The sequence below is a fragment of the Achromobacter sp. SLBN-14 genome, from assembly GCF_006715415.1.
GTDB classification, from domain to species: Bacteria; Pseudomonadota; Gammaproteobacteria; order Burkholderiales; family Burkholderiaceae_B; genus Achromobacter; species Achromobacter mucicolens.
Genome location: NZ_VFNE01000001.1, coordinates 3,960,006 through 3,986,025, shown reverse-complemented (window position 1 = coordinate 3,986,025; position 26,020 = coordinate 3,960,006). Strand labels below are relative to the sequence as shown.

Below are 26,020 nucleotides of genomic sequence, written 5' to 3'. Positions count from 1 at the left end.
TTACAGGCACAGGTTGGCCGGTTCGATGATGGTCTGGTCGCGGCGGGCGATGCGCGTGGACAGGCGGGTCTCGGTCTTGCCCTGCCAGTGGGTCGTCGTCATGACGGCCTCGACGCCCAGGCTGCCGTGCAGGATGAGCTCGTAACCATTGCGCACCGGCTTCTGTTCGAAATTGACGCCCAGCCCCTTCCAGGCGTCCGCCACGCATTGCGTGTAGTCCTGGGCGGTGCGCGCGGTCGAGCCGTAAAAGACGGGCTCGCGGTCGCGGACGTCTTTGACGTTGGCGCAGGCGGTCAGGGCAGCCAGGACGGTAAGGGACAGGATGATACGAGCCTTCATGACGATGGAAACTCTCGGTCGGTAGGGATTGATCGGGGCGGCCAACTATACCGCACGGTCTTTTGGCGCCTTGGCCCGGCAACGCCCGGCCAAGGCTTCACGCCTGCGGCGGGCGGCGGGCGGACTTGGGGCGGAAGGCCGCGATGACCTCGGGACGCGTCTCGGCGTAGGGACCGCCGATGAGGTCGATGCAGTACGGGATGGCGGCGAAGATGCCGGGCACCAGCACGGCGCCGTCCTCGCCCTTCAAGCCTTCCAGCGTCTCGCGGATGGACTTGGGCTGGCCGGGAAGGTTCACGATCAGGGCGGCATGGCCGTCCGTTTCGCGGATGACGGCCACCTGACGTGACAGGATGGCCGTGGGCACGAAGCGCAGGCTGATCTGGCGCATCTGTTCGCCAAAACCGGGCATTTCCTTGGTGCCGACGGCCAGCGTGGCCTCGGGCGTGACGTCGCGCCGCGCCGGGCCGGTGCCGCCGGTCGTCAGGACGAGATCGCAGCCGCAGCCGTCGACCAGCTCGATCAGGGTCTCGGAGATGCGGGCCGGCTCGTCGGGAATCAGCCGGTCGACCGCCTGCCACGGCGAGGCCAGCGCCCCGCCCAGCCACTCGCGCAGCGCGGGCAGTCCTTGGTCCTGATAGGCGCCGGTGGAGGCGCGGTCGGAAACGGACACCAGGCCCACGATGAGTTCGTCGGGGTGGCTGCGGGCGATGCGGGCAATGTGGGTCATGGCGTAGCGGGGAATCCGGCAATGAAGCGCCGCGGCGGCGGCAGGCAGCGCGGCCGCCGTGGCTTGCCGGACGGCCGCGCGACATCGATGCTATCGCATTCTCTAAGGCGGCATGCGGCGGGGTCGGCGGCGCCAAGTGTCGCAAAAAGGGGAAACCGCCCGCCGCCCAGGGTTTCCCGCGCTTGTTCGCGTCATGGGCGCTGGATAACATCCGCTAACAATCCCGGCCCAATATCGCGGCGCGGCGCATTTTCAGGTTTTCCATGTTCACACGCACTCTCCGGCAGCACGCGCTTGCCGCGGCGCTGGCCCTGTCCGCCGCGGCCGTGGCCGGCTGGGCGGCCCTGCACACGCTGGCCTTGAAGACCGAACCGGTGCCCGCCGCCGCGCCGGGCCTATACATTCCCAACCTGGGCAATACGCTGGACGAGCAGACGCGCAACCTGTCGCGGCTCAGCCAGGCGCTGCGCACGGGCGACCGGCTGGTGATCCTGGGCTCGTCGGAGCTCACCAGCAACGACCTGCGCTTCGTGCCCTACCGCTTCCTGGCCGATGAACTGCAGATGCCCGTCCTGGCGTACGGCCATTCGGGCTTTCAGTCGCTGGGCATGCAGTTCGTGCTGGCGGCGCTGGCCGACGACCTGTCGCCGGCCTCACGCGTGGTGGTTATGTTGTCTCCCGGCTGGTTTGATGGCGACGGCGGACTGGGACCGGACGAATTCAAGGAGCACGCCAACCCGCTGTTGCCGCGCCTGCTGCGCCAGCCAGATGGCCGGACCGAGGTCATGCGCTGGCTGGACGCCAAGGCGGACGCGGGCGTGTACTGGTCGATGGCGGCCGAACAGGCGTACGTGTTCCGCCAACGCCTGGCGGGCCTGTGGGCGCCGGCGTATGCCGCGCCCGCCCCCGAACCGGAGCGCGAGGGCCCGGCGATGGCGGCTCGCGTCGTGGATTGGGACGCGCTGGCCGCCGACGCCCAGGCCGCCGAACAGGCGCTGATGACGGACAACCGCTATGCCGTGCGCGACGAATTTTTCAACAAGTATTTGCGCACCATCCCCGCCGGCGGCAAGACCGCCTACCAGCCGCAACCCCTGACCGGGCGCGACGAACTGCGCGAACTGGCCGCCCTGATGGCGCTGCTGCGCCAGCACGAGGTCAATGCGCTGTTCGTCATGCAGCCCCTGCACCCCATGGTCTTCAAGGACCTGGACCGGTTCGACCCGATCCAGCGTCAGGTCGCGGGCCTGTGCCAGACTTACGCGATGACCTGCATGGATATGTATGACGCGCCCTTCGAGGTGGGCACGCTGCGCGACGTGCAGCATCTGGGCGAGCTGGGCTGGCTGCGCGTCAATCAGAAGATCGCCGAGGTATTCCGCCCATGAAACGAACACTGTGGCTCTGCCTGCTGTATCTCGGCATCCTGGCCGTGATGGTCATCCAGGCGGATACCTCCGCCAATCTGGGCAAACCCATGGAGATCGAATTCCAATATTCGAAGTTCTAAGATTTGGGGGCCGCTTCATTCAGGGACAGGTCATAAATCTGCAATAATCGGGGCATTCTCGCCGGAACCTCGCCCCCTCCCCCATGTTCGACCTCTTCCACGGCCTAGACCTTTGGGTTGGCCTCAGTCTTGTGCTGGCCCTGACATTCGTCCTGGCCTTCGAATTCATCAACGGCTTTCATGACACGGCGAACGCCGTGGCAACCGTCATCTACACCAAGGCCATGCCGCCCCACCTGGCGGTGGTCCTGTCCGGCATCTTCAACTTTCTGGGCGTGTTGCTGGGCGGCGTGGGCGTCGCCTACGCCATCGTCCATCTGCTGCCCGTCGAGCTGCTGATCAATGTCGATACCGGCCGCGGACTTGCGATGGTGTTCGCCATGCTGGCGGCGGCCATCGCCTGGAACCTGGGCACCTGGTACTTCGGCATTCCCGCCTCCAGTTCGCACACGCTGATCGGCTCGATCCTGGGCGTGGGCCTGGCCAATGCGCTCATCACCGACCTGCCGCTGGGCGAAGGGGTGAACTGGGGCAAAGCCGTCGACATCGGCATGTCGCTGGTGGCCTCGCCCATCGCCGGCTTTGCCGTGGCCGGCTTGCTGCTGCTGGCGCTCAAGCGCTGGCTGCCGCTGTCCAAGATGCACAAGACGCCCGAACAGCGCCGCGCCATCGACAACAAGAAGCACCCGCCATTCTGGAACCGCCTGGTGCTGGTCCTGTCGGCGATGGGTGTGAGCTTCGTGCACGGCTCGAACGACGGGCAGAAGGGCATCGGCCTCATCATGCTGGTGCTGATCGGCATCGTGCCCGCCAATTTCGTGCTGGACACCCACAGCACCACCTACCAGATCGAACGCACGCGCGACGCGGCCAATCACCTGCTGGTGTTCTACCAGCGCAACGAGGCCCTGCTGGGCGACTACCTGTCGCTGCGCCGCGTCGACATGCAGGAAGAACTGCCGGCCAACTTCCGCTGCGATCCCACGCTGACCGTGCCGACCATCATGGCGCTGCAGAAAGACCTGCACGGCGTGTCCAACTACGCCGACCTGTCCGCGCAGAAGCGCATCGACGTGCGCCGTTACCTGCTGTGCCTGGACGACACCGCCAAGAAGGTGGCCCGCCTGGAAGGGCTGCCCGCCCGCGAGGCCGCCGACCTGCAACGGCTGCGCGCGGACCTGACCGCCACCACCGAGTACGCGCCCCTGTGGGTAATCGTGGCCGTGGCGCTGGCGCTCGGCGCGGGCACCATGGTCGGCTGGCGCCGCGTGGTGCTGACCGTGGGAGAAAAGATCGGCAAGCAAGGCATGACGTACGCGCAAGGCATGTCGGCGCAGCTGACCGCCGTGGGCGCCATCGGGCTGGCCAACGTCTTCAGCCTGCCGGTGTCGACGACCCACGTGCTGTCCTCCGGCGTGGCGGGCACCATGATCGCCAACAAGTCCGGACTGCAGGGCAACACCGTGCGCAACATTCTGCTGGCGTGGGTGCTGACCCTGCCCGCCTCGATGCTGCTGGCCGCCGGCCTTTTCTGGATCGGCGTGCAGTTCACCGGCTGATGAAACCCGGCGGTGCAGGCAATCTGCACGGCCGCTGCAACACTCTGGGTACTGCGCAGGCCTATGCGCCCGCGCCCCGCGCCGTCTACGATGGCGCCATGACTACCGCCTCCCCCACCCTGCATTACATCTTCGATCCGCTTTGCGGCTGGTGCTATGGCGCCGCGCCGCTGGTGGAGGCCGCCCGCGGCATTGCGGGCCTTCACATCGAGCCCCATGGCGGCGGCATGATGACGGGCAGCAACCGCCAGCCGGTCACCGACGCCCTGCGCCGTTATGTCATGCCGCACGACGAACGCATCGCCGGCCTGACGGGCCAGCCGTTCGGCAAGGACTACTTCGACGGTCTGCTACGCGACACCGGCGCCGTGTTCGATTCGGAACCGCCCACCACCGCCATCCTGGCCGCGCAGACGTTGGCGGGCCGCGGCCTGGACCTGCTGCGCCGCCTCCAACGCGCGCATTACGTTCAAGGCCTGCGCATCGCCGACCCCGCCGTGCTGCGCGCGCTGGCTGCCGATATCGGCCTGGACACCGGTGCCTTCGACGCCGCCTACGTCAAGGCCGAGGGCGACGAGACGGCCGCGCATATTGCCGCCAGCCGCCGATTGCTGGCGCAGGTGGGCGGTACGGGTTTTCCGACGCTGGCGCTGGAGCGCGATGGCGTTTTCACGCTGCTCGAACCCAGCCGCTATCTGGGCCGCCCCGACGCATGGCGCGATCATCTGCAAACGCGCATCCAGGGCGGCGCCTGACGCCTCGCGCGCTTGCTAGGCCGCCAAGGCCAGCAATACCCCGTACCCGCCCATGCCAAGCAGCACCGCGACGCCCGTATTGCTGACCAGGCGCGCGGCAACGCCGGTGACGACCAGCCCGCCCACGTACGGCGCCATGCGGGCCGCCTCGTTTGCCGCGCCCAGCAGATCGGGCACGATGACGGCGGCCGCGATGCCCGCGAGCAGCGACGGCCCCAGCGCGGACAGCGCCGAGCCCTCGCGGGACAGCCGCCGCAGCAGCCGGCTGCGCTGGGACAGCATGAAGGGCAGCGCGCGCGTCAGGTACGTGATGACCGCCATCGCGATGACGGCGCCCCAGAATTCCAAGCCATGGGTGTTCATGCGGCCCTCTTCATGCGATAGGCTGCGCAGCCGATGACCGCGCCGGCCAGGATGGCAAGGCTGGTGTATCCCAGCGCGGCAATCAGCCCGGCCCCGCCCACGGCGGCCAGGATGGGCCATCCCATGCCGCGCCGCGCGCTCTGGCACACCAGCGCCATGAACAGCGCCGGCAGCGCAAAACGCATGACCTGCGACAGCATCGGATAGTGTTTCTCCAGGCCATCGCCGGCGTACACGCCCACGGCCGTGCCGGCGATCCAGGTCAGCCATGCGCCCAGGCCCAGCGCAATCATCCACCCCTGGCGGCGGCCGGGCTCGACGGCCTGCAGGCGGTTGAAGGCGGTGGCAAAGACTTCGTCGGTCAGCAGGAAGGCGACCTTCAGGCGATCGCGCAGCGCAGCGGGCAGGAAGCGCGACAGGAGCGGGCCGTAGAGCAGGTGCCGCGCGTTCAGCAGCGAGCACAGCGCCACCACCCAGAGCCAGGGCGTTCCCGCCTTGATGGAGGCCAGCAACAGGAACTGGCTGGCGCCGGCGTAGACCAGCACGGAAATCAGGACGACCTGCAGCGGAGTCAGGCCGGCCGCGACGCCGGCGATGCCGAAGGTCACGGCCACCGGAAAGTAGCCGATCATGACCGGCAGACACGATTTCAGTCCATCGATGCGCGCGCTGCCGGACGGGGCGCGCGCGGCGTCGGGGGGAGTCTCCAAGGCGCTCATTGCTTCTACGTAGTGCGGCGGGCGCCCATTTTACCTAGCGCCGCACGCGCGCTATCGCGTGGCCCGCGTGGCCCGCGCGCTCAGGGCATCGCCCCCAATGCCCGCAGTTGCGACTTCAGCCGGCGCACCTCCTGGCTCAGGTCCAGGATGAGGGCCACGGCGTCCAGGCCCGCGCCAAAGTCGTGCTCCAGCCGGCGCGCGTGCAGGGCACGCTGCAGGTCCACGCTGTAGAAGCGCCATTCCGAGGGGCCGCTGCCGCTGGCGTTGACGATGCCGACCTCGACCAGTTGTGCCACCCACTCCACTTCCGCGCCGCACGCGCGGGCCAGGTCGTCGGCGCTGAGCGGCTGCGACTTGCCCACGACGGTGGCGCTGGTGATCACTATCTTTTTCATGCTCAGACCCCCAGGTTGCGGCGCGGGTTGAAGGGCAGGTCCTGCTGTAGCTTGCGGTAGGCGGCCTTGGCGGCGTCGCTGTCGGCGGGCGGCAGCACCAGGTCAAGGACCAGGTACAGGTCGCCCGGCGGATCGCCCGGAATGCCGCGTCCGCGCAGCCGCAGCTTGCGGCCGTTGCCGGAACCGGGCGGCACCGACACTTCGACCGTGCCGCCCGGCGTGGGCGCCTTGACGCTGGCGCCCAGGGCGGCTTCCCAGGGCGCGACCGGCAGCGTCATGTAGAGATCGCGCCCTTCGGCGCGGTAGCGCGGATGCGGCCTGAAGCGCACCTCCAGGTACAGGTCGCCGTTGTCGCCGCCGCCGTAGCCCGGCATGCCCTGCCCCGCCAGCCGGATGTACTGGCCTTCGCGCACGCCTGCCGGAATCTTGACGCTGAGCGTGCGGCTTTGCATGTGCGGGCGGCCCTGGTCGTCCATCTGCATGGAACGCAGGCTGATGTCGCGCGTGGCGCCCTTGATCGCGTCTTCCAGGTCGACCTCGATCGCGGCGTGGTGGTCCTCGCCGCGCGCGCGGAATTCCTGTTGCCGCGCGCCATGCCGGCCGCCCCGCCCGCCAAACAGCGACGAAAAGAATTCGCTGAATTGCGCCTCGTCGCCGGGCGCCGCGCCGCGGTGGAACTCGAAGCCTTCGTCCCAGCCGGGCGGCGGCTGGAAGCCGCCGCCGGGCGACACGCCTGCCGCGAGATTGTCATAGGCCTGGCGCTTTTCGGCGTCGCGCAGCACGTCATACGCTTCGTTCACGTCGCGCATGCGGGTTTCGGCGTCGCTTTCCTTGCTGACGTCGGGGTGATATTTGCGGGCGAGCTTGCGGTACGCCTTGCGGATGTCGTCGTCGGACGCGCCCTGTTCCACCCCGAGAATGCTGTAGTAGTCCTTGAACTCCATATTCCAGCTCACGTAGAGGGTTGAGGCCGCGTCCGGCACAGCCGGATCCGGCCTTGAATAGCCAGAAGATAGGGGTTATGGACCGATTTTTCAATGCGATTGCGCAGTTGGCGGCCAGGCGCATAATGGTCGGTTTGCGCGGCTTACCCCAAAGGACCGATCGTGCTGGAAATCATCGACGCCGACTTCAACGACCCTGACCACGGCCGCCAGGTGCTGGCCATGCTGAACGAATACGCGAGCGGTCCCATGGGCGGCAATACGCCCTTGCCGGCCCATGCGCAGGCCAACCTGATTCCCGAGCTCGCCCGCCGCCCGACCGTGCGCGCGTTGCTGGCGCGCGTCGACGGCCAGGCCGCCGGCGTCGCAATCTACGTGGAAGGCTTCTCCACCTTTGCCTGCCGCCCGCTGCTGAACCTGCACGATCTGGCGGTGTCGCCCCGGTTTCAGGGCCAGGGCGTGGGCAAGGCGCTGCTTGCGGCGCTTGAGGACCGCGCCCGCCAGATGGATTGCTGCAAGATCACGCTGGAAGTGCTGGAGGGCAACACCGTCGCCCAGGGCCTTTACCGCAAGCTGGGCTTCGAGGGCTACGCGCTGGACGATGCGACCGGCCGCGCCATGTTCTGGCAGAAAAAGCTGGCCGCCTGAATGGCGTAGTATGTGTTTTTCGCCCCGGATGCGGGGGCGGACCGACCCTGCAGGAATCACGATGAAGATGAGCAACATCCCCTTCGGCACCACCGACTGGTCCGAAGTGGAACGCACCGAACATGCCGGCGACACCGGCATGGCTTACTGGCGGACCCGCCATTTCGGCGACCTGCGCGTGCGCATGGTGGAATACACCCCCGGTTACCTGGCCGACCACTGGTGCACCAAGGGCCACATTCTGTTCTGCCTGGAAGGCGAACTGCACACCGAACTGGAAGACGGCCGCCAGTTCGTCCTGACGCCCGGCATGAGCTATCAGGTCGCCGATCAGGCCGAACCGCACCGCTCGTCCACCGCAACCGGCGCCAAGCTCTTCATCGTCGACTGACGCGCCCGCGCGACACGCCTGTATTGCACTTGCGTTACGCTTTGCAAACCAGACGCCGCGCGCAGCCTGACCATTCGTTACCCCGCCTGACCGGAGACAAGCTTTGGGCGCCCCGATTACGCTATACGTCGATTCCCTGTTTCTCAGCCCGTACGCCATGTCGGTCTACGTGGCGCTGACCGAAAAGCAGTTGCCTTTCGAAGTGCGCCCCATCGACCTGAGCGCCGGCGAACAGCGCATGCAGCCCTTCCAGTGCCGCGCGCTCACGGCCCGGGTGCCGGCCTTGACGCATGCGGACTTCAACCTGACCGAATCCAGCGTCATCGCCGAATACCTGGACGAAGCCTTCCCCGCGCCCGGCCACGCCCCCCTGTTTCCGTCAGGCATCCACGAACGCGCACGCGCACGCCAATTGCAGGCCTGGCTGCGCAGCGACCTGGCCGCCCTGCGCCAGGAACGCCCCACCGAAACCGTGTTCTACGGCGAAACAGGCCAGCCGCTTTCCGACGCCGCCCATGCCGCCGCCGCCAAGCTGATCCAGGTGGCCAATTACCTGATCGGCGTTGACCAGACGACGCTGTTCGATGCGTGGTGCATCGCCGATACCGATCTGGCGGTCATGCTCAAGCGCCTTGCGCACGACGACCTTCCCGACACGCTGCGCGCCTACGCCGATGCGCAGTGGCAGCGGCCCGCCGTCCAGAAATGGCTGGAACACAACGCCGCCGCGCGTTGAACTGATCCCTGCCCCAGGGCGGCGCTCCGTCCTGCTGCCCGGGTTGACCTGACGCAAACGCTCCGATGTTGCACCGCACCATCCATTGCGGTGTAATGGGGAGGTCAACTCCGCCGGTTCCACTGGGGACCGGCTTGGCGGCCATTTGCCGCCAGCAGCTATTTACAGGAGATCGCCATGGCCGGATCCGGCACCGATCACACGCTTGCCCCGTCCTTGAACCCCTGGACGGCCGCCTATGAATACGCCATCGATGCCTGGCAGCGCGGCGTGCTTTACGCCGATGTGATGCGCCAGCGCGGCAACCAGTACCACGATCACATGGCCAAGCGGGCGCCCAACGTGCTCAGCATGGAATTCGAACTGGTGCTCGATGGCCGCGACCTGCCCCGGCCGGTCAATTACGGCCTCTTGCGGATCAAGCCGCCGGCCGGCGTCGAAACGGACCCGATCAAACGCCCCTTCCTGGTGGTGGACCCGCGCGCCGGCCACGGGCCGGGCATTGGCGGTTTCAAGCCGGAAAGCGAGATCGGCGTGGCCGTGCGTGCCGGCCACCCCTGCTACTTCGCGACGTTCCTGCCGCAACCCATGCCCACGCAGACCGTCGAAGACGTGATGATGGCCGAGGCCCGCTTCCTGGAAGAGATCATCGCGTTGCACCCGGATGCCGAGGGCAAGCCCGTCGTCGTGGCCAATTGCCAGGCGGGCTGGCAGATCATGATGACCGCGGCGGTGCGCCCTGAACTCTTCGGCCCCATCATCGTCGCGGGCGCGCCCCTGTCGTACTGGGCGGGCTGGCGCGGCATGAATCCCATGCGTTATGCCGGCGGCCTGTTGGGCGGCAGTTGGCTCACGGCCATGACCAGCGATCTGGGCAACGGCAAGTTCGACGGCGCCTGGCTGGTGCAGAACTTCGAGAACCTGAATCCGGCCAACACGCTGTGGTCCAAGCAGTACAACCTGTACGCCAATGTCGACACCGAGGCCAGCCGCTACCTGAGCTTCGAGAAATGGTGGGGCGGCCACGTGTTCCTGAATGGCCCCGAGATCCAGTACATCGTCGACAACCTCTTCGTGGGCAACCGCCTGGCGACCGCGGGTCTGGTGACCTCCGACGGCATCCGCATCGACCTGCGCAACATCCGCTCGCCCATCGTGGTGTTCTGCTCCAAGGGCGACAACATCACCCCGCCTCCGCAGGCGCTGGGCTGGATTCCCGACCTGTACCAGAACGAGGCCGAAGTCCTGGCCCACGGCCAGACCATCGTCTACGCCATCCACGAAAGCATCGGCCACCTGGGCATCTTCGTGTCCGGCAGCGTGGCCCGCAAGGAGCACCAGGAGTTCACCTCCAACATCGACATGATCGATGTGCTGCCGCCCGGCATCTACCAGGCCGAAATCGCCGACAAGACGCCGGACACGCCCAACGCCGACCTGGCTTACGGCAACTACGTGCTGTCATTCGAACAGCGCAAGCTGGACGACGTGCGCGCCATCGTCGACCGCAAGGAAGAGGACGACCAGCGTTTTGCCGCGGTGGCCCGCATCTCCGACATCAATCTGGGCATGTACCGCAGCTTCGTGCAGCCCTGGCTGCGCGCCCTGGTCACGCCGCAGTCTGCCGAATGGATGCAGCGCATGCACCCGCTGCGCCTGCCCTACGAACTGATCTCCGACCGCAACCCGGTCATCGCGCCCATCGCCAAGGTAGCCGAACAGGTGCGCGAGAACCGCAAGCAGGCCTCGCCCACGAATCCGTTCCTGGTCGCGCAGGAGATGTTCTCGAACATGATCGAGACCAGCCTGAACATCTGGCAGGAACTGCGCGATTCGGCCGACGAACGCACCTTCATGAGCGTCTACGGTTCGCCCGTTGTGCAGGATCTGGCCGGCCTGGGCGCCAAGTCCGGCCCGCCGCGCAGGCATCCGGGCGTCTCGCCGGAGCATCGCCGCTTCATGGAAGAACGCGCCGCGGAACTGCGCTCGATGCTGCAGGAAGGCGGACTGCGCGTGGCGGCAATCCGGATGCTGCTGTACGTGTCGGGCGCCGAGGGCGGCCTGGACGAGCGCAGCTTCGCGCTGATCCGCAAGATGCGCGCCGAGGCCGACAACGCCCTGTCGCTGGAGGAATTCAAGGACGTCATCCGCGAGCAGGCGCTGATGATGACGCTGGATTCGACCGCTGCCATCCAGGCCATGCCGCACTTGCTTGACGGCTCGTCGGCTGCCGAGATCCGTGCCGGTCTGGACGCCATGAAGGGCGTCCTGGAAGCGGCCGAACCGCTGAGCGACGCAGCGCGCGAAAGCCTGAACGAAATGGAGCGCATCTTCGAAGCGGCCGAGCGCCGCGCACAGCGCCGCGAACAGGGCCAGAAGGCCGAGCCCTCGCGCGGCGCCGAAGACGCGAAGCTGGATGATCCGGTCACCGACCTGGTCGACAAGGCCGCGCAGGTGCCCGGCAAGACCGCCCGCCCGCATCCCGACGCCGCGCGCAAGGCCGTGAATGCGGCGTCCGCGCCCAAGGCTGCGGGCAAGACCGCCGCAAAGACTGCCGCAAAAGCCGCCAATAAAGCCGCCCCCAAAACCGCTCCCAAAGCCGCCAATAAAACCGCGTCCAACGCCGCCAAGTCGCCCGCCAAGCGCGCGGCTGCCACCCGTCAACCCGCCAAGGCCTGACAACCATGAGCCTCCCGACGTCCACGCACTACGACAAACTCATCGCACGCGCGCAGACGCTTGAACCGGCCGCGTGCGCCATCGCCCACCCGTGCGACGAGCCCTCGTTGTCCGCGGCGCTGGAAGCGCGCGACCTGGGCCTCTTGCGGCCCATCCTGGTCGGGCCGGAAGGCAAGATCCGCGACACGGCCGCACAGTTCAACCTGCACCTGGGCGATGCCCGCATCGTGGACGCGCCGCATAGCCATGCCGCCGCGGAAAAGGCGGTCGCGCTGGTGCGCAGCGGCGAGGCGTCGCTGCTGATGAAGGGCAGCCTGCACACCGACGAACTGATGCATGAGGTCGTGGCACGCACGACGGGCCTGCGCAGCGGCCGGCGCATCAGCCATGTGTTCATCATGGAGGTACCGACCTATCCCGAGCCGCTCTTCATCACGGACGCGGCCATCAACATCTTTCCGGACCTGGAGACCAAGGCCGACATTATCCGCAACGTGATCGACCTGCATCTGGGACTGGGGCTGGGCGAACCGCGCGTGGCGATCCTGTCGGCGGTGGAACAGGTCACGCCCAGCATCCCCAGCACGATCGAGGCGGCCGCGCTGTGCAAGATGGCCGACCGCGGGCAGATCACCGGCGGCGTGCTGGACGGCCCGCTGGCGCTGGACAACGCCATCAGCCCGGAAGCCGCACGCATCAAGGGCATCCGTTCGCCCGTGGCGGGCGTGGCGCAGGTGCTGATGGTACCCGACCTGGAAGCCGGCAACATGCTGGCCAAGAACCTGACGTTTCTCGCCAATGCCGAAGCCGCCGGCATCGTGCTCGGGGCGCGCGTGCCGATCATCCTGACCAGCCGCGCCGACAGCCCGCGCTCGCGTCTTGCCTCGTGCGCGGTGGCGGCAATCTACGCCCACCACCTTGCCCAGCAGCAGGCCAAACCGCTGGCCTGACGCCAGCGCCCTGCCCCCGGTTCGCCGCCGCGGGCTTTCGCGCGATTTGTCCCAACATGGAAGCACACCGCCATGAGCGACACCATCCTCGTCATCAACGCCGGCAGTTCCAGCATCAAGTTCTACCTGTATGACATCGATGCCAGCCACCAGCTCGCGCCCCGGCTGGGCGGCCAGCTCGAAGGCATCGGCACCACGCATCCGCGTCTGCGGGTGCGCGACGCGGCGGGCGAGACGCTGGTCGAGCGCGACATTGCGCCCAGCCACGCGCCCGACGTGCCCAACGCGCAGGAGGTCGTGGGCACGTGGTTGAGCGGCCACCTGGGCGGCGCGCCACTGGCCGTTGGCCACCGCGTGGTGCACGGCGGGCCCGACCTGTCCGAGCCGGTGCTGATCGATGACGACATCCTGGCCAAGCTGGACACGTTCACGCCGCTGGCGCCGCTGCATCAGCCCAACAACCTGGCGCCGATCCGCGTCATCCGCGAACGCCGGCCCTGGATTCCGCAGGTGGCGTGCTTCGATACGGCATTTCACCGCAGCCATAGCGACGTGGCCGACCGCTATGCGCTGCCCGAGCGCCTGTACCTGGAAGGCGTGCGCCGCTACGGTTTTCATGGTCTGTCCTACGAGTACATCGCGCAGCGCCTGAAGCAGGCGCTACCGGACATCGCCATGGGCAAGATCGTCACCGCCCACTTGGGGTCCGGCGTGTCGGCCTGCGCGATCCACCAGGGCAAGAGCGTGGACAGCACCATGGGTTTCACGGCGCTGGAAGGCCTGCCGATGGGCACGCGCCCGGGCCGCCTGGACCCCGGCGTGGTGCTGTGGATGATGGAACAGGGCATGAGCCACGACGAGATCGAGCACATGCTGTATCACGACTGCGGCATGAAGGGCCTGTCGGGCATCAGCAACGACATGCGCGAACTCCTGGCCAGCAATGCGCCGTCGGCCAAGCTGGCGTTGAAGTACTTCGCCTGGCGCGTGGCCGAAGGCATGATCGGCCTGGGCTGCGCGATGAACGGCATCGATGGCATCGTCTTCACTGCCGGCGTCGGCGAAAACTCCGCCGAGATCCGCCAGGCGATCAGCGAGCACTGGGGCTGGCTGGGCATCAAGCTGGACCCCGAACGCAACGCCCGCCACGGGCCGCGCATCTCCACCGACGACAGCCGCATCGGCGTCTACGTGGTGCGCACGAACGAAGAGCTCATCATTGCCCAACACACGCTTGCCCTCGTGAGGCAGCAATGAGCGCGCACCTGCCGCTGGCCGGCAAGCGCGGGCTGGTGACCGGCATCGCGAATGCCGACTCCATCGCGTGGGGCTGCGCCAAGGCGTTTCGCGCGATGGGCGCCGAACTGGCGGTGACCTACCTGAACGACAAGGCCCTGCCGCACGTGGCGCCGCTGGCGCAACAGGTGAACGCGCCCTTGCTGATGCCGCTGAACCTCTTGAACGACGGCGAGCTGGAGGCCGTCTTTGCCCGCATCACGGACGAATGGGGCGCGCTGGATTTCGTGCTGCACTCGGTGGCCTACGCGCCGCGCGAGGACCTGCACGGGCGTGTGACGGACTGCTCGCGGGCGGGCTATCTGCAGGCGATGGACGTGTCATGCTGGTCCTTCATCCGCATGGCCAAGCTGGCCGAGCCGCTGATGCGCAATGGCGGCGCCCTCTTCTGCATGAGCTATTACGGCTCGCAGATGGTGGTCGAGCACTACAACATGATGGGACCGGTCAAGGCCGCGCTGGAATCGGCCACGCGCTACCTGGCCGCCGAACTGGGCCCGCAAGGCATCCGCGTGCACGCGATTTCGCCGGGACCCTTGAAAACGCGCGCCGCGTCCGGCATTGCGGAATTCGACACCATGCTGGACCGCGCCCAGGCCAAGGCGCCCGCGCGCAGCCTGGTGTCGATTGACGACGTTGGCGAAGCGACCGCCTGGCTGGCCACCGATGCGGCGCGTCTGATGACGGGGCAGACGCTGTACATCGACGGCGGGTATCACATCATCGATTGAGGCGGATCGCTGGCTTGCAAGGTGTCAGACACCTGGTCATTCGAGGGTGTCAGACACCGAGGCATTACACCTGGCAATTCGCAGGTCAGCCCAGCGTCGCCGGCCCGCCCTGGCGCCAGCGCTCGATGGCTTCCACCGCCTGCTCAGGACTGACGAAGATCCTGTCCGGCCCGATCTTCTTGACCAGCCCCGAGCGCTGCAGCGCCTCGCGGAACTTGCCGTGGCCGCCCGCGACCAGCAATGAGATGCCGCGTTCGTCCAGGATGCGTTTGAGTTCATACAGCGCCTCGACGGCGTCGGCATCGGCCTGGGTCATGGCTTCGGCGTCCAGCACGAACCAGCGCACGTCGCCCGCCTGTTCGATGATTTCGCGCGCGCGGCGCCGGAACGCGTCTGCATTGAAGAACCAGACCGAGGACTCGAACAGCCAGATCACGGCGCCCGGCACGGGCTGGGCCTGCGGATTCAGGTGCATCTTGCCCAGCACCGTTTCGCCCGGCAAGCGGCCCAGCAGCGCATCGCGGGGATTGCCGGACACGTACATGGCATAGAGCAGCGTTGCGCCCACGGAAACCGCCACGCCCTGCAGCACGCCGAATCCCACCACGCCCACGGCCGCCAGGATGCCGAACGCGAGTTCGATCCGGGAGATCCGCGCCAGCCGCTTGAAGGCATGCCAGTCGAACAGGCTGGCCGCGGCGAGCAGCAGGATGGCCGACAGCGCAAACTGCGGCAGCCAAAACAGCGGCTCGCTCAACAAGCCCACCACGACGGCCAGCGCGGCCGCTGCGCTGATGCTGACGAGCGGCGACGACCCGCCGGCCACCAGCCCGACCGCCGTGCGCGAATCGGCGCCCGTCACGACGTAGCCCTGGAACAAGCCCGCGGCCACATTGGCCGCGCCAAACCCCACCAGTTCGCGGTTCGGGTCCACGTGGTCGCCCGTGCGCGCCGCAAAGCTGCGCGCTGTCACGATGCCACTGGAAAAACTGACGACCAGGCCCCCCGCCGCGCCCAGCAGGATGCCGTCCACGCCTTCCAGGCTGACGGGCAGATGGAAGGCCGGCAGCCCGGCCGGCACGTCGCCCACCACCGCGATGCCCATCGCCGGGAAATTAAACAGCCAGGAAAGCAGGCAGGTCGCGACCACCAGCAAAATGGGGCCGGGCCACGAAGGCCGCCAGTGTTTGATCGCCACCAGGAAGATGCACGAGGCCAGCCCCAGGAACAGCGTCGGCAGCCGGATTTCGGACAGCCGGTGGGACAGTTCCATGAACGGGTGGATCAGGCCGCTGTTGCGCAGGCCCACGCCCGTCAGGCCGCTCAGTTGCGACGTCGCCAGCGTGACCGCCACGCCGGCCATGTACCCGATCAGCACCGGCCGCGACAGCAGGTTCGCAAGCACGCCCAGCCGCAGGACCCGGGCGATGAGGCAACCCACGCCAACGGTGAGCGCGATGCTGGTGGCGGCCTGCAGCCGCGCCTCGGGTGTGGTCAGCGCCATGCCGGTCAACGTGGCGGCAATGAGGGTGCAGGTGGCGGTGTCGGGACCGACGATGAGGGTGCGCGACGAGCCGAAGAACGCGTAGGCAAGCATGCCCGCAATGGCGGCCCAAAGCCCAGCAACCGGCGGCACCCCCATCATGGCGGAATAGGCCAGCCCCACCGGCAGCGCCACCGCGGCCACGCTAAAGCCCGCCGTGATGTCGCGCCGGGCCGAGTCGCGGGTGATGCCCCGGAAGTTGGCCAGGCCAGGAATGACGCGAAGGTTCATGGTGCAGCAGGACGACCTGAAAAAAAGGACTCCCACACGACGCGGGACGACCACCAAGCCTAAACCAACTCGCTCAAGGGCGGTGCAAGGTAAATCAATCCGGGTGTCTGACACCTGCCGGCCGCCAGACACCCGTCACACCGCGGGATCAGCCCGCGGCGCGGTCTTGCAGCACTGCAACGGCGGGCAGGGTCTTGCCTTCCAGGAATTCCAGGAAGGCGCCGCCGCCGGTGGAGATGTAGCCGACCTGCTCGCCGATCTTGTACTTGGCGATGGCGGCCAGGGTGTCGCCGCCGCCGGCGATCGAGAAGCCTTCGGAGTCGGCGATGGCGCGGGCGACCACTTCCGTGCCATTGGCGAACTGGTCGAATTCGAACACGCCCACCGGGCCGTTCCAGACGATGGTGCCGGCCTTCTTGAGGATCTCGGCCAGTTGCGCCGCGGTCTGCGGGCCGATGTCCAGGATCATGTCGTCGTCGGCCACGTCGGTGGCCGCCTTCACGGTAGCCTCGGCGTCGGCGCCGAACGACTTGGCGCACACCACGTCAACGGGAATCGGCACGGCCGCGCCGCGCTTTTTCATGATGTCGATGACGGCGCGGGCCTGCTCCACCTGGTCGGGCTCGGCCAGCGACTTGCCGATGGACAGGCCGGCGGCCAGCATGAACGTGTTGGCGATGCCGCCGCCCACGACCAGCTGATCGACCTTGTCGGCCAGCGATTGCAGGATCGACAGCTTGGTCGACACCTTGGAGCCGCCCACGATCGCGACCAGCGGACGCTTCGGTTCGTGCAGCGCGCGGCCCAGGGCATCCAGTTCGGCTTCCAGCAGCGGGCCGGCGCAGGCCACGGGGGCAAAGCGCGCGATGCCGTGCGTGGTGGCTTCAGCGCGATGCGCCGTGCCGAAAGCGTCGTTGACGTACACGTCGCACAGCGCGGCCATCTTCTTGGCAAGCGCCTCGTCGTCCTTCTTCTCGCCGACGTTCACGCGGCAGTTTTCCAGCAGCACGACCTGGCCGTGATCGACCTTCACGCCATCGACCCAGTCGCGCACCAGCGGCACGGGCATGCCCAGCAGTTCGGACAGGCGCTGGCCGACCTTGGCCAGCGAATCGGCGTCGGTCAAGACGCCTTCTTTGGGGCGGCCCAGGTGGGACGTGACCATCACGGCGGCGCCGGCGTCCAGCGCCAGGCGGATGCCGGGCACCGAGGCGCGGATGCGGGTGTCTTCGCTGATGCGGCCGGCGTCATCGAACGGGACGTTCAGGTCGGCGCGGATGAACACACGCTTGCCGGACAGGGCGCCGGCCTTGGCCAGCGCGGACAGGGTTTGGACCTTGGACATAGTTGGATTCCTTCGGTAGGCGAACAAAGGGGACGAACCCATTTTCCGCAATGGCGGAAAACAAATCCGTCCCCTTATGGACTGGCGGCGTGCTTACTTGGCCGACATCAGCGCGACGGTGGTGTCGAGCATGCGGTTCGAGAAGCCCCACTCGTTGTCGTACCAGGACGAGACCTTGACCAGACGCCCCGAGACCTTGGTCAGCGACGCGTCAACGGTGCTGGAGGCCGGGTTGTGGTTGTAGTCGACCGAGACCAGGGGTTCGGTGTTGTAGTCCAGGATGCCCTTGAGCTCGCCTTCCGAGGCGGCCTTCAGGATGCCGTTCACTTCTTCGGCGGTCGTGTCGCGGCTGGCCACGAACGACAGGTCGACCAGCGACACGTTGATGGTCGGGACGCGGATGGCGTAGCCGTCCAGCTTGCCGTTCAGTTCCGGCAGGACCAGGCCCACGGCGGCGGCGGCGCCGGTCTTGGTGGGGATCATGCTCATGGTGGCCGAACGGGCGCGGCGCAGGTCTTCGTGGTAGACGTCGGTCAGGACCTGGTCGTTCGTGTAGGCGTGAACGGTGGTCATCAGGCCGTTTTCCAGGCCCAGCTTGTCATTCAGCGGCTTGACCAGGGGGGCCAGGCAGTTGGTGGTGCACGACGCGTTGGAGATGACGGTGTCGGTCGACTTCAGCACGCCGTGGTTGACGCCGTAGACGATGGTGGCGTCGACATCCTTGCCGCCGGGGGCCGAGATGATGACTTTCTTGGCGCCGCCCTTGATGTGCGCGCCGGCCTTTTCCTTGGTGGTGAAAAAGCCCGTGCATTCCAGCACGACGTCGACCTTCAGGTCGCCCCACGGCAGTTCGGCCGGGTTGCGGTTGGCCAGCACGCGGATCTTGTCGCCGTTGACGACCATGAACTCGCCGTCGACTTCGACGGTGCCCGGGAACTTGCCGTGGGCGGTGTCGTAGCGCGTCAGGTGCGCGTTCGTCTTGGGATCGCCCAGGTCGTTGATGGCGACGATTTCGATATCGTGCTTCTTGCCACCTTCGTAGTGGGCACGCAGGATGTTGCGGCCGATGCGACCGTAACCGTTGATGGCGACGCGAATGGTCATGACTAAGCTCCTTTTTTACAAAACTTGCTTGACGGTCTCGGCCACCTTGTCGGCGGTCAGCCCGAAGAACTTGAACAGGGCGCCGGCCGGCGCGGACTCGCCGTAGCGGTCGATGCCGACCACGGCGCCTTCCAGGCCCACGTACTTGTGCCAGAAGGCGGTGACGCCGGCCTCGACGGCCACGCGCGGCAGGCCCTTGGGCAGCACGGATTGCTTCCAGGCGGCGTCCTGCTTGTCGAAGACGTCGGTGCTGGGCATGGAGACCACGCGCACGGCAATGCCTTCCTTGGCCAGCTGCGCCTGCGCGTCCAGCGCGATGGCGACTTCAGAGCCGGTGGCGATGATGACGGCGCGGGCGCCTTCGGCGTCGCGCAGCACGTAGCCGCCGCGGGCAATGGCGTCCACGGTGGCCGCGTCGCGCTGCACGAAGGGCAGGTTCTGGCGCGACAGCAAGAGGGCCGTCGGGCCGCCGTCATGCACGTCCATGCCGATGCTGGCCGGACGCGTCACGGCGGCGTTCCAGGCCACGGCGGTCTCGGCCGTATCGCAAGGACGCCACAGCGACAGGTTGGGGATGAGGCGCAGGCTGGCCGCGTGCTCGATCGACTGGTGGGTCGGGCCGTCTTCGCCCAGGCCGATGGAGTCGTGCGTGAACACGTGGACGACGCGCTGCTTCATCAGCGCGGCCATGCGGATGGCGTTGCGCGAGTAGTCCGAGAACGTGAGGAACGTGCCGCCGAACGGCAGGTAGCCGCCGTGCAGTGCGATGCCGTTCATGATGGCGGCCATGCCGAATTCGCGCACGCCGTAGTTGATGTGGCGGCCGAACTGGATGCCCTTGTCGCCGGCGCGGACGGCGCCAACGCCCTTCCAGTCGGTGAAGTTCGAGCCGGTCAGGTCGGCCGAGCCGCCCAGCATTTCCGGCAGCATCGGCGCCAGCGCGGCGATGGCGAATTGCGAGGCCTTGCGGGTGGCGACGGTCTCGCCCTTTTCCAGCGTGGCCGACAGGAAGGCCTTGAACTGGTCCGCGTAGCCCTCGGGCATCTCGCCCTTCATGCGGCGCGTGAATTCGGCGGCTTCGGCGGGGAATTCGGCGGCGTAGGCGTCAAAGCGCTTCTGCCATTCGCCCTGGGCTTCGGCGCCCTGCTTGCGGCCGTCCCAGCCGTCGTAGATGTCTTGCGGAATCTGGAAGGGTTCGGACGACCAGCCCAGCGCGGCGCGCGTGGCGGCGATTTCGTCCTTGCCGAGCGGCGCGCCGTGCACGTTGTGCGTGCCGGCCATGTTGGGCGAACCCTTGCCGATCACGGTACGGCAGACGATCAGCGTGGGCATGTCCGACTGCGCGCGTGCGGCCTTGATGGCGGCGTCCACGGCAGCCACGTCATGGCCGTCCACGCCGCGGATGACGTTCCAGCCGTAGCCTTCGAAACGCTTGGCGGTGTCGTCGGCGAACCAGTGTTCGACGTGGCCGTCGATGGAAATACCGTTGTCGTCGTACAGCACGACCAGCTTGCCCAGCTTGAGGGTGCCGGCCAGCGAGCACACTTCATGCGAGATGCCTTCCATCAGGCAGCCGTCGCCGGTGAACGCGTAGGTGTGGTGATCGACGAGCGTGTGGCCCGGCTTGTTGAATTCGGCGGCGAGCAGCGCTTCGGCGAGCGCCATGCCCACGGCGTTGCCCAGACCCTGGCCCAGCGGACCGGTGGTCGTTTCCACGCCCGGGGTGATGCCCACTTCGGGGTGACCCGGCGTCTTGGAATGCAACTGGCGGAAATTCTTGAGTTCTTCGATCGGCAGGTCGTAGCCCGTCAGGTGCAGCAGGGCGTAGATCAGCATCGAACCGTGGCCGTTGGACAGCACGAAGCGGTCGCGGTTGGCCCAGGCGGGATCCTTGGGATTGTGGCGCAGGTTGCCGGCCCACAAGGCTTGGGCGATTTCCGCCATGCCCATGGGAGCACCCGGATGCCCGGAGTTCGCTTGTTGCACGGCATCCATCGCGAGGGCGCGGATGGCATCCGCCAAGGCAAGTTTAGGGGCGGTCGGATTGCTCATTCGGAAGGCTCTTTGAAACTGGCGCGTCTACGACAAGAAATAGGGCCAGTTGAGTAGGTTGCGAAGCAGGTGATTTTAGCATCAGGGGATTTCCCGGAGGCCATCGGCCGGATGCCCTATGTAATCGCGGGTTTCAGGGTGATCGGCAAGCGATGGTAGGCTACGCGTACTCCGTCAGTCCCCTATCATTTCGAGTCCCCTTCCCCATGCCCGCCCCCCGTTTCTACTGCGACGCCCCGCTGGCCGCCGGCGCCCGCATCGCCCTGCCGGAAGCGCTTGCCCATCACGCGCTGCGCGTGCTGCGCCTGCGCGCCGGCGAAACCGTCACGCTGTTCAATGGCCAGGGCGGCGAATACCCCGCGGTGCTGGAAGTCGAGGGCAAGGCCGGCTTTGCCCAGCTGGGCGACTTCAACCCTCGTGAAGCCGAACTGGGCGGACGCATCACGCTGGCCCAGGGCCTGCCCTCGGGCGACAAGATGGATTGGGTGGTGGAAAAGGCCGTGGAACTGGGCGCGGCCCGGGTCAGCCCGATCGCGGCGCAGCGCAGCGTGCTGCAGTTGTCGGGCGCGAGGCTGGAAAAGCGTGTCGGGCACTGGCAGCGCATCGCGCAATCGGCCGCAGAACAATGCGGCCGCAACCGTCTGATGGCCGTTGATGCGCCGCAGTCGCTGGAAGACTGGCTGGCCCAGCCCGCCGACGGATTACGCGTGCTGTGCCACCCGGAAGCCACCGACGACCTGGCCACCGCGCTGCAAGGCGCATCGGATCAGACGTCCATCACCCTGCTGGTCGGCCCGGAAGGCGGCTGGTCGGACAAGGAACTGGACGCGGCCCGCAAGGCCGGCGTGCGCGCCGTGCGCTTTGGCCCCCGGGTGCTGCGCACCGAGACGGCCGGCCTGGCGCTGCTGTCGGCGGTCAGCGCCCTGCGCGGCTGGTAGGTCAGTCGTTTTCGCCGTAGGGCGCCGCGGCCACGCCGGGCTCGGGATCGGGATGCTTGCCGGCGTGCTCGATCACATACGCAAACACGCGGCCGTTTTCGTGCGCGAAATCCGCCGCGTCGGAGCAGACGGTTTCGATGCGGCCGGCGTCTTCCGCCAACGCCGGGTCGCCGGAATGCAGGCGATACAGCCACAGCACCACGCCGGATTTGTGGTCCAGCACCGTGTCGCACAGGCAATCGTAGAGGGCGTCCAGGTTGCCGCCGAAGTATTCGGGGAAATCCACCGCCTTGACGATGGCGCGCAAGACCGCTGAGCGGCTGCGGCAGGGGTCGCAATTGGCAACAAACAAGGACAGGCCAAGCTCATGCGCGGCGTCCACCACGGCCTTCTTGTCCAGCCCGTCGTGAGCCAGCGCTCCGCCGCGCATCAGCTGCCGCTGCAAACTCGATTGGCCATTGCGCGTCATGCCTGAGCCTCCCTGAAAAAGGCGATCACTTCGTCGTTACGTCGCATCGTATCGGCATAACCCAGTTCGATCAATCGCTTGGTGTAGCCGGCTTCGAACAGCAGGTAGGACATCAGCGCCCCTCCCCCCGGACGGTGTGGATCGGACGATACACCGAGTACGCGGAAAAGCGCACGCGCCTGTGCCGGCATGTCGTGCAAATGCTCAAGCGCCATCAGATCCAGCGACTGGCTGGGGGTGATGGTCAGCACCTCGATGCGGCGCACGGCGGGCGGCACGCCCTTCGGGTCGGCGTGGTCCATCAGGTAGTTGATGCGTTCCAGGCGCTCGACATCCGCGGACAGGCCGTCCAGGAAGATGCTGGACAACGCATGTCCGCCCACCTGCGCCAGCGACGGATACGGGGGCGAATCCTCGCGATTTTCCGGATGGGTGTCGTCGCGGTAGCCGGTGCCGATCACCAGCACGCGGTGCGCGCCCAGGTGGATCGCCGGACTGATCGGCGCCAGCTGGCGCATCGAACCGTCGCCGCACCATTCGCCCTTGCCGTGAACCTGCACCTGACGCGCCGGAAAGACGAAGGGAATGGCCGACGACGCCATCAGGTGCTCGATGCCGATGGGCGTGGGGATCGCCAGCCGCAGGTAGCGGTGCCAGGGCTCGATGGGGGTGTGCGCCTGATAGAACGTCAGGTGCTCGCCGCTGGTGTAGCCCGACGCGGTGATGGCCAGCGCGGACAGCGACCCGCCTTCCAGGTTGGCGCGCAGGTTGTGAAAGTCGAGCACCCGCTCCAGCAGCCCTTGCATGGGGGCATTGTCCAGCAGCGAGTGCGGGCGCTTGCGCGTCAGGCCTGAATACATCCAGCCCAGCGACAAGAGGCCCAGCCATCGCACGCCGGTGCGGATGAGGCCCGGCGCGTCGGCCCGGTAGATCATGTCGGTGTTCAGCGACGACCACAGGCGGCGGATGCGCCGCACACCCAGATGCGGCCGGTCGGCGCGGCAGGCCAGCGCGGCGGCGTTGATCGCGCCGGCCGAGGTGCCGCAGATGATGTCGAAGGGGTTCTGAAAACGGGAGTGCCAGTCGGGGTCCAGCAGCTCCATGATGGCGCTGAGCACCCCCACCTGGTACGCGGCGCGTGCGCCGCCGCCCGTCAGGACCAGGCCGGTGGGCGTGCGCGGGCACGACCCGCCGGCCGGCTTGACTTCAACGCGGTGTATTGACATCGACCACCGTCATCGCGGTCATGTTGACGATGCGGCGCACGGTGGAGCTGGAGGTCAGAATGTGCACGGGCGCGTTGGCGCCCAGCAGGAAGGGCCCCACCGCCACGTTGCCGCCCGCGGCCGTCTTGAGCAGGTTGTACGCGATGTTGCCCGAGTCCACGTTCGGGCACACCAGCAGGTTGGCTTCGCCCTTGAGCGTGGAGGACGGCAGGATGCGCATGCGCAGCGCCTCGTCCAGCGCGCAGTCGCCGTGCATTTCGCCGTCGATTTCCAGGTCGGGATCCATCTGGCGCACCAGCTCCAGCGCGCGGCGCATCTTGGCGCCCGATGCCGAACTGCCCGATCCGAAATTGCTGCGCGACAGCAGCGCGGCCTTGGGCGCCAGGTACATGCGGCGCATCTCGCGCGCGGCGGCCACGGTGAATTCGGCGATTTGCTCGGCCGTCGGTTCGTCGTTCACGTGCGTATCCACCAGCACCACCGTGCGCTCGTTGAGCAGCAGGATGTTCATGGCGGCGTACACGTTGTGGCCGGGACGGCGGCCGATCACTTCGTCCACGAAACGCAGGTGGTCGTGATACGCGCCGACGGACCCGCAGACCATGCCGTCGGCATCGCCCAGGTGCACCATCATTGCGCCGATCAGCGTCATGCGGCGGCGCATTTCCACACGCGCCATTTCCTTGGTGATGCCACGGCGGCACATGCGTTCCCAATACGTCGTCCAGTATTGGTGGAAGCGCTCGTCGTATTCGGGGTTGGTGACTTCGACGTCCTCGCCCAGGCGCAGGCGCAGGCCCAGCTTTTCGATGCGGGTCAAGAGCACCGAGGGGCGGCCCACCAGGATCGGACGGGCCAGGCCCTCATCCACCACCACCTGCACGGCGCGCAGCACGCGTTCGTCCTCGCCCTCGGCGAACACGATGCGGGCGGGGCCGCCTTCGCGCACGATGCGCTTGGCGGCCGAGAACAGCGGCTTCATGAACGCGCCCGAGTGATACACGAACTGCTGCAGCTGTTCCTCGTAGGCTTCCAGGTCGGCCAGCGGGCGCGTGGCCACGCCGCCTTCCATCGCAGCCTTGGCCACGGCGGGCGCGATGCGCACGATGAGGCGCGGATCGAACGGCTTGGGGATCAGGTATTCAGGACCGAACGAAATGTCGAACGTGCCGTAGGCCGCGGCCACGACTTCGTTCTGCTCTTCTTCGGCCAGGTCGGCGATGGCATGCACCGCCGCCATTTCCATCTCGCGCGTGATGGTCGTGGCGCCCACGTCAAGCGCGCCGCGGAAGATGTACGGAAAGCACAGGACGTTGTTGACCTGGTTCGGGTAGTCCGACCGGCCCGTGGCCATCACCACGTCGTCGCGCACGCCGTGCGCCACTTCCGGCAGGATTTCCGGCGTGGGGTTGGCCAGCGCCAGGATCAGCGGGCGCGGGCCCATGGCGGCCACCATTTCCGGTTTCAGCACGCCGCCGGCCGACAGCCCCAGGAACACGTCGGCGTCCTGGATCACTTCGGCCAGCTTGCGGGCGTCGGTCTTTTGCGCAAAGCGCGCCTTGTCCGGGTCCATCAGCGTGGTGCGGCCTTCATAGACCACGCCTTCGATATCGGTGACCCAGATGTTTTCCAGCGGCAGGCCCAGGTCCACCATCAGGTCCAGGCACGCCAGCGCCGCGGCGCCCGCGCCGGACGTGACGACCTTCACCTTCTTGATGTCCTTGCCCACGACCTTCAGGCCGTTGATGAAGGCTGCCGACACGCAGATCGCCGTGCCGTGCTGGTCGTCGTGAAAGACCGGAATGTTCATGCGCTCGCGCAGCTTGCGCTCGACGGTGAAGCATTCCGGCGCCTTGATGTCTTCGAGGTTGATGCCGCCGAAGGTGGATTCCAGGCCGGCGATGATCTCGACCAGCTTGTCCGGGTCGGTTTCGTTGATTTCGATGTCAAAGACATCCAGGCCGGCGAACTTCTTGAACAGCACGGCCTTGCCTTCCATGACGGGCTTGGAGGCCAGCGCGCCGATGTTGCCCAGGCCCAGCACCGCGGTGCCGTTGGTGATGACGCCCACCAGATTGCCGCGGGCGGTGTAGCGGTACACGTTGGCCGGGTCGGCCACGATTTCCTCACAGGCCGCCGCCACGCCGGGCGAATACGCCAGCGCCAGATCGCGCTGGTTCGTCAGTTGCTTGGTCGGCGTGACCGAGATTTTGCCGGGGCGCCCGTGCTCGTGATATTCAAGGGCGGCTTTGCGAAGGTTGGCATCCATAGGGCGGCTACTGGCTAGAGTGTGTGACACGAAAGAGGGAGGAATTCTATTCCCATGCCGGGCGGCGCGATACGCGCGCCTCGCGCTTTCTTGAGGTC

25 protein-coding genes are annotated in these 26,020 nt (G+C 67.2%); 12 read left to right on the top strand and 13 right to left on the bottom strand.

Annotated elements, in window-relative coordinates; genetic code table 11:
- Entirely contained in the window at window positions 1-339 is a 339-nt protein-coding gene (locus tag FBY20_RS18115) for a hypothetical protein (protein ID WP_056326686.1), read from the bottom strand.
- A 97-nt stretch (window positions 340-436) separates the two neighbouring features.
- Window positions 437-1,069 carry a molybdopterin adenylyltransferase gene (gene mog / locus FBY20_RS18110; RefSeq protein ID WP_056326684.1) on the bottom strand — a complete coding sequence of 211 codons (633 nt, stop codon included), beginning with the start codon at window positions 1,067-1,069 and terminating at the stop codon, window positions 437-439.
- A 263-nt stretch (window positions 1,070-1,332) separates the two neighbouring features.
- Here mog and FBY20_RS18105 point away from each other — a divergent pair, with 263 nt between their 5' ends.
- The 4 genes from FBY20_RS18105 to FBY20_RS18095 all read left to right on the top strand — a co-directional run bounded on the left by FBY20_RS18105 (window position 1,333) and on the right by FBY20_RS18095 (window position 4,893).
- Window positions 1,333-2,457 (top strand): D-alanyl-lipoteichoic acid biosynthesis protein DltD, encoded by a 1,125-nt coding sequence (locus tag FBY20_RS18105; RefSeq protein ID WP_142053817.1) that lies wholly within the window; start codon window positions 1,333-1,335, stop codon window positions 2,455-2,457.
- Complete coding sequence (locus FBY20_RS27995) at window positions 2,454-2,579, top strand: hypothetical protein (protein ID WP_255357224.1); 126 nt, start codon at window positions 2,454-2,456, stop codon at window positions 2,577-2,579. The genes FBY20_RS18105 and FBY20_RS27995 overlap by 4 nt, the downstream gene beginning before the upstream one ends.
- 83 nt (window positions 2,580-2,662) lie before the next feature.
- Window positions 2,663-4,138 (top strand): inorganic phosphate transporter, encoded by a 1,476-nt coding sequence (locus FBY20_RS18100; protein ID WP_142053815.1) that lies wholly within the window; start codon window positions 2,663-2,665, stop codon window positions 4,136-4,138.
- A 98-nt stretch (window positions 4,139-4,236) separates the two neighbouring features.
- On the top strand, window positions 4,237-4,893 hold the full coding sequence (locus tag FBY20_RS18095; protein ID WP_142053813.1) for a DsbA family protein: 657 nt from the start codon (window positions 4,237-4,239) through the stop codon (window positions 4,891-4,893).
- 15 nt (window positions 4,894-4,908) lie between these two features.
- Here FBY20_RS18095 and FBY20_RS18090 read toward each other — a convergent pair whose 3' ends face one another.
- The 4 genes from FBY20_RS18090 to FBY20_RS18075 form a co-directional block, all read right to left on the bottom strand.
- A complete protein-coding gene (locus FBY20_RS18090; protein WP_142053812.1) occupies window positions 4,909-5,256 on the bottom strand; it encodes an AzlD domain-containing protein in 348 nt (115 codons plus the stop codon).
- Window positions 5,253-5,975, bottom strand: a complete 723-nt coding sequence (locus FBY20_RS18085; protein WP_056326674.1) for an AzlC family ABC transporter permease — start codon at window positions 5,973-5,975, stop codon at window positions 5,253-5,255. Before FBY20_RS18085 ends, FBY20_RS18090 begins: the two co-directional genes overlap by 4 nt.
- Window positions 5,976-6,055: 80 nt before the next feature.
- Window positions 6,056-6,370, bottom strand: a complete 315-nt coding sequence (locus FBY20_RS18080) for a chaperone modulator CbpM (protein ID WP_056326673.1) — start codon at window positions 6,368-6,370, stop codon at window positions 6,056-6,058.
- A 2-nt stretch (window positions 6,371-6,372) separates the two neighbouring features.
- Window positions 6,373-7,314, bottom strand: coding sequence for a DnaJ C-terminal domain-containing protein (locus tag FBY20_RS18075; protein WP_142056063.1), 942 nt, complete (start codon window positions 7,312-7,314; stop codon window positions 6,373-6,375).
- Between the two features lie 162 nt (window positions 7,315-7,476).
- On the opposite strand from FBY20_RS18075, the gene FBY20_RS18070 reads away from it, so the two are divergent.
- The 7 genes from FBY20_RS18070 to fabI all read left to right on the top strand — a co-directional run bounded on the left by FBY20_RS18070 (window position 7,477) and on the right by fabI (window position 14,745).
- Window positions 7,477-7,962 carry a GNAT family N-acetyltransferase gene (locus tag FBY20_RS18070; protein WP_056326671.1) on the top strand — a complete coding sequence of 162 codons (486 nt, stop codon included), beginning with the start codon at window positions 7,477-7,479 and terminating at the stop codon, window positions 7,960-7,962.
- A 61-nt stretch (window positions 7,963-8,023) separates the two neighbouring features.
- On the top strand, window positions 8,024-8,353 hold the full coding sequence (locus FBY20_RS18065; protein WP_056326667.1) for a DHCW motif cupin fold protein: 330 nt from the start codon (window positions 8,024-8,026) through the stop codon (window positions 8,351-8,353).
- A gap of 103 nt (window positions 8,354-8,456) precedes the next feature.
- Window positions 8,457-9,089 carry a glutathione transferase gene (gene yfcF / locus FBY20_RS18060; protein WP_142053810.1) on the top strand — a complete coding sequence of 211 codons (633 nt, stop codon included), beginning with the start codon at window positions 8,457-8,459 and terminating at the stop codon, window positions 9,087-9,089.
- 177 nt (window positions 9,090-9,266) lie between these two features.
- Window positions 9,267-11,768, top strand: a complete 2,502-nt coding sequence (locus FBY20_RS18055; protein ID WP_142053808.1) for a DUF3141 domain-containing protein — start codon at window positions 9,267-9,269, stop codon at window positions 11,766-11,768.
- 5 nt (window positions 11,769-11,773) lie between these two features.
- Window positions 11,774-12,718: a phosphate acetyltransferase gene (locus tag FBY20_RS18050; protein ID WP_142053806.1), complete on the top strand. Its 945-nt coding sequence runs from the start codon at window positions 11,774-11,776 to the stop codon at window positions 12,716-12,718.
- Window positions 12,719-12,790: 72 nt separating this feature from the next.
- Window positions 12,791-13,975: an acetate/propionate family kinase gene (locus FBY20_RS18045; protein ID WP_142053804.1), complete on the top strand. Its 1,185-nt coding sequence runs from the start codon at window positions 12,791-12,793 to the stop codon at window positions 13,973-13,975.
- Window positions 13,972-14,745 carry an enoyl-ACP reductase FabI gene (gene fabI / locus FBY20_RS18040; protein ID WP_142053802.1) on the top strand — a complete coding sequence of 258 codons (774 nt, stop codon included), beginning with the start codon at window positions 13,972-13,974 and terminating at the stop codon, window positions 14,743-14,745. The genes FBY20_RS18045 and fabI overlap by 4 nt, the downstream gene beginning before the upstream one ends.
- Window positions 14,746-14,830: 85 nt before the next feature.
- On the opposite strand, the gene FBY20_RS18035 is transcribed toward fabI, so the two are convergent.
- The 4 genes from FBY20_RS18035 to tkt form a co-directional block, all read right to left on the bottom strand.
- Entirely contained in the window at window positions 14,831-16,519 is a 1,689-nt protein-coding gene (locus FBY20_RS18035) for a SulP family inorganic anion transporter (protein ID WP_142053800.1), read from the bottom strand.
- A 148-nt stretch (window positions 16,520-16,667) separates the two neighbouring features.
- On the bottom strand, window positions 16,668-17,864 hold the full coding sequence (locus FBY20_RS18030) for a phosphoglycerate kinase (RefSeq protein ID WP_056326655.1): 1,197 nt from the start codon (window positions 17,862-17,864) through the stop codon (window positions 16,668-16,670).
- Between the two features lie 93 nt (window positions 17,865-17,957).
- Complete coding sequence (gene gap / locus FBY20_RS18025; protein ID WP_056326654.1) at window positions 17,958-18,968, bottom strand: type I glyceraldehyde-3-phosphate dehydrogenase; 1,011 nt, start codon at window positions 18,966-18,968, stop codon at window positions 17,958-17,960.
- A 15-nt stretch (window positions 18,969-18,983) separates the two neighbouring features.
- Window positions 18,984-21,020 carry a transketolase gene (gene tkt / locus FBY20_RS18020; RefSeq protein ID WP_142053798.1) on the bottom strand — a complete coding sequence of 679 codons (2,037 nt, stop codon included), beginning with the start codon at window positions 21,018-21,020 and terminating at the stop codon, window positions 18,984-18,986.
- Between the two features lie 206 nt (window positions 21,021-21,226).
- Here tkt and FBY20_RS18015 point away from each other — a divergent pair, with 206 nt between their 5' ends.
- Complete coding sequence (locus tag FBY20_RS18015; protein ID WP_056326652.1) at window positions 21,227-21,958, top strand: 16S rRNA (uracil(1498)-N(3))-methyltransferase; 732 nt, start codon at window positions 21,227-21,229, stop codon at window positions 21,956-21,958.
- Window position 21,959: 1 nt separating this feature from the next.
- Here the strand turns inward: FBY20_RS18015 and FBY20_RS18010 are convergent, their stop codons facing one another.
- From FBY20_RS18010 to FBY20_RS18000, 3 genes are read right to left on the bottom strand one after another with little or no spacing between them, the layout of a single operon-like run.
- Complete coding sequence (locus FBY20_RS18010; RefSeq protein WP_056326651.1) at window positions 21,960-22,427, bottom strand: barstar family protein; 468 nt, start codon at window positions 22,425-22,427, stop codon at window positions 21,960-21,962.
- Complete coding sequence (locus FBY20_RS18005; RefSeq protein ID WP_062838766.1) at window positions 22,424-23,653, bottom strand: patatin-like phospholipase family protein; 1,230 nt, start codon at window positions 23,651-23,653, stop codon at window positions 22,424-22,426. The genes FBY20_RS18010 and FBY20_RS18005 overlap by 4 nt, the downstream gene beginning before the upstream one ends.
- Window positions 23,634-25,922: an NADP-dependent malic enzyme gene (locus FBY20_RS18000; RefSeq protein WP_142053796.1), complete on the bottom strand. Its 2,289-nt coding sequence runs from the start codon at window positions 25,920-25,922 to the stop codon at window positions 23,634-23,636. Before FBY20_RS18000 ends, FBY20_RS18005 begins: the two co-directional genes overlap by 20 nt.
- Between the last annotated feature and the right edge of the window lie 98 nt (window positions 25,923-26,020).